The organism is Pontibacterium sp. (genome assembly GCF_041587635.1).
Lineage (GTDB): Bacteria > Pseudomonadota > Gammaproteobacteria > Pseudomonadales > Balneatricaceae > Pontibacterium.
Genome location: NZ_JBFGYC010000509.1, coordinates 1 through 2,894, shown reverse-complemented (window position 1 = coordinate 2,894; position 2,894 = coordinate 1). Strand labels below are relative to the sequence as shown.

The following is a 2,894-nucleotide window of genomic DNA, read 5'->3' as shown; positions in this document are numbered from 1 at the left end:
GGTCTCGCGCCAGGCGTTTAGTCCGTATAGGCGCTGTTCTGTTTCACCTGCTGCACGCGCTTCTTTGGTATGCATGTCGATACAGAAGGCACAGCCGTTTATCTGTGAAACACGAAGTTTTATCAGATCTAGCAGGGGCTTTTCAAAACTATCGCGTTCCCGGTAGCATCGTGCGATGTAGCGTTCCAGGTTGTACATGGTTTCCATTGCTTCAGGCGCGTATTGAGCGTAGTTGATGCGTTCAGTCATCGGGGAGTCTCTCCATTAAGGTTAACTGGTCATCACTTTAATGGTGGGAACGAGGCCCGTATTGTATATTTTCGACATCAGAAGGCAGTGAGATCTGAAACCTAAAGCAGGGCGAAACTCACCTGCTATCTGCACCCCGATGACGCGATCCCGAGGGTACCCTCTTTGGTTAGATTACGACGAGGAGCAGTGTGTTTCTGCATCTCCACTATTCCGTTTCTCGCGAAGGGCCTGTGTGGTGATCTGCCATGCCGATGAGAGGAACAGACCCGCCATAATGCCCGCGACAACCAGGTCAGGCCATGCACTATTTGAGTACCAAACACCCGACGCGGCGACTAATACAATCAGATTACCGATGGCGTCGTTGCGGCTGCAAAGCCAGACGGATCGGACATTGGCGTCGCCATCTTTATAACGCATCAACAGAAGCACGCTGATCAGATTGGCTGCGAATGCTACAACCGCAATTGCGCCCATTGTGAATGGTTCAGGGCTGTTGATGACGAAGATGCGATAGATTGTACTGCCGACCACCCAGAGCGACATTACTGTCAGCGTGAAGCCTTTAAACAGTGCAGCGTTACTACGAATACTAGCGGCTTTGCCAATCACCCACAGGCTAATACCATAGCTCAGCGTGTCGCCGATGAAGTCGAGTGCATCTGCCTGAAGGGCCTGAGATTGCGCAAGAATACCCGCCACCATTTCGACGCCAAACATGGCGCCGTTGATCACGATGATGAGCCACAGAATGCGTTTGTACGCCGGATCTAACCCGGTGAATTCAGTATTGCCGCAGCAATGTTGTGCCATCGGTCTGTTCCTTAATGAGTTCCATATTTGATAGGGAAAGCTTAAAGTCTCTAGTCACTAGAGGTTCAATAGGCGCAGATAAAAAATGTCGAATTATTATTCCATCGGGCAATTATCCAAGCTGTCGGATTGCAAAGTGACGACCATTCGATGGTATGAAGACAAAGGGTTACTGCCACCTGCTGGGCGCACTGAGGGCAATCAGCGACGTTATACAGACAAACACCTGACGACACTGCGCTTTATCCGGCATGCGCGTGCACTGGGGTTTGATCTTCCGACCGTTGAGAAACTTAAGCAGCTCAACGGCTGTTGTTATGGTGATCATGTCGAAGCAGACAAAATTGCTCAGCATCATCTGGCAGATGTTCGCGACAAAATACAGCGATTACAGGCGTTGGAATCGGAGTTGGTGACGATGATTGAAGGCTGCCACTACGAGGAGAGCCACCAATGTCGGATTCTCGAGGTCTTGGCGGATCATGGCCAGTGTGACGGAGACCACTGCGGATAGGGTGTGGTTCGGTAAGCCAACTAAAAGGGGAGCCTTGAATGCTCCCCTGGATGAGGTGTGTTCTCAGACCTGAAAGATGTGATCAGATCTCTTTATGAGGTCCAAACACTTCAAAGTGGATGTTCTCCACGGGTACGCCCCAGCCTTTCAGTGTTTCACTGATCATCGACATGTAACCCAGCGGTCCGCAGAAATAGTAATGAGCGTCAGGCAGCTCAATTTGCTTGCGTACAGCATTCAAGTCAGTCAGACCGGAGAACTGGTGGCCGGAGCAAGTATCCGTCGGTTGATCATAAAACAGAACCTGTTCGACGTTGTCATGCTTGGCCGCTATCTCAGAAACGTGTTCACCAAACGCATGTACCTTGCCGTTCACGGCACTGTGTACGTAGCGAATCTCACGTTGGCTGTTATTCGCGACGAGGCTATTCAGCATACTCAGCATCGGTGTCTGACCAACGCCACCGCTGAGCAATACCACAGGACTTTCAGCGCGGGTGTCGAGGAAGAAATCGCCACTCGGAGGGCTTAACTGTAGGGTATCTCCAACCTGTACGGAATCGTGAAGATGGTTGGAGATCTGTCCGTTATCTTCTCGTTTTACTGAGATGCGATATTGCTTGCCGTTCGGAGCATCTGAGAGGCTGTATTGACGAATGCACCGGTTCTCAGAGTCTGCCGGTTGCAGGTAGATTCCGATGTACTGACCGGGAATGAAATCCGCAACGGTGCCACCATCAGCAGGTTCGAAATAGAAGGAGGTGATCAGCTCACTTTCCAGTACCTTGCCGACAACTTTGAAATCGCGGGTTCCACGCCAGCCGCCCTGACTGTTTTCGTTTTCGCGATAGATGCCTTCTTCCACCTCGATAAAGATATCAGCGAGCAACCCGTATGCTTCTGTCCATGCCTTAACAACATCGTCTGTAACTGCATCCCCCAGTACATGAGCGACAGCCCCCAGCAGGTGTTTACCGACGATAGGGTAGTGTTCGGGAAGAATATTAAAGCTGGCGTGTTTGTGAGCAATACGCTGCACGGCCGCTGTCAGTACACCCAGATTGTCGATGTTGGCCGCATACGCGTAAACCGCGTTAGCCAGCGCTGCTTGTTGACGCCCGGTCTTTTGGTTCGCTGCGTTAAAGATGTCCAGCAGTTCAGGGTTTTCCTTGAACATCTGCTGGTAGAAGTGCTGTGTAATTTCTTCGCCATGTTGTGCAAGGACAGGTGCAGTGGATTTTACGATGCTGATTGTTTGTGCAGAAAGGCTCATCAGATTCTATATCTCTGGGAATTATAAATACATGTATTTTAT

4 protein-coding genes are annotated in these 2,894 nt (G+C 50.5%); 1 reads left to right on the top strand and 3 read right to left on the bottom strand.

What is annotated here, in order from left to right; translation table 11 throughout:
- Together ABYW01_RS18215 and ABYW01_RS18210 are read right to left on the bottom strand one after the other, a co-directional pair.
- Positions 1–249: carboxymuconolactone decarboxylase family protein (locus tag ABYW01_RS18215; RefSeq protein ID WP_372835580.1), on the bottom strand; the 249-nt coding region annotated here is incomplete at its 3' end.
- A gap of 174 nt (positions 250–423) precedes the next feature.
- Positions 424–1,065: a cation transporter gene (locus tag ABYW01_RS18210; protein ID WP_372835577.1), complete on the bottom strand. Its 642-nt coding sequence runs from the start codon at positions 1,063–1,065 to the stop codon at positions 424–426.
- Between the two features lie 85 nt (positions 1,066–1,150).
- Between ABYW01_RS18210 and ABYW01_RS18205 the strand changes: the two genes are divergently transcribed.
- The gene (locus ABYW01_RS18205; RefSeq protein ID WP_372835575.1) at positions 1,151–1,579 is read left to right on the top strand and encodes a helix-turn-helix domain-containing protein; all 429 of its coding nucleotides are present in this window, start codon (positions 1,151–1,153) and stop codon (positions 1,577–1,579) included.
- An 82-nt stretch (positions 1,580–1,661) separates the two neighbouring features.
- Here ABYW01_RS18205 and hmpA read toward each other — a convergent pair whose 3' ends face one another.
- Entirely contained in the window at positions 1,662–2,852 is a 1,191-nt protein-coding gene (hmpA, locus tag ABYW01_RS18200) for an NO-inducible flavohemoprotein (protein WP_372835572.1), read from the bottom strand.
- Between the last annotated feature and the right edge of the window lie 42 nt (positions 2,853–2,894).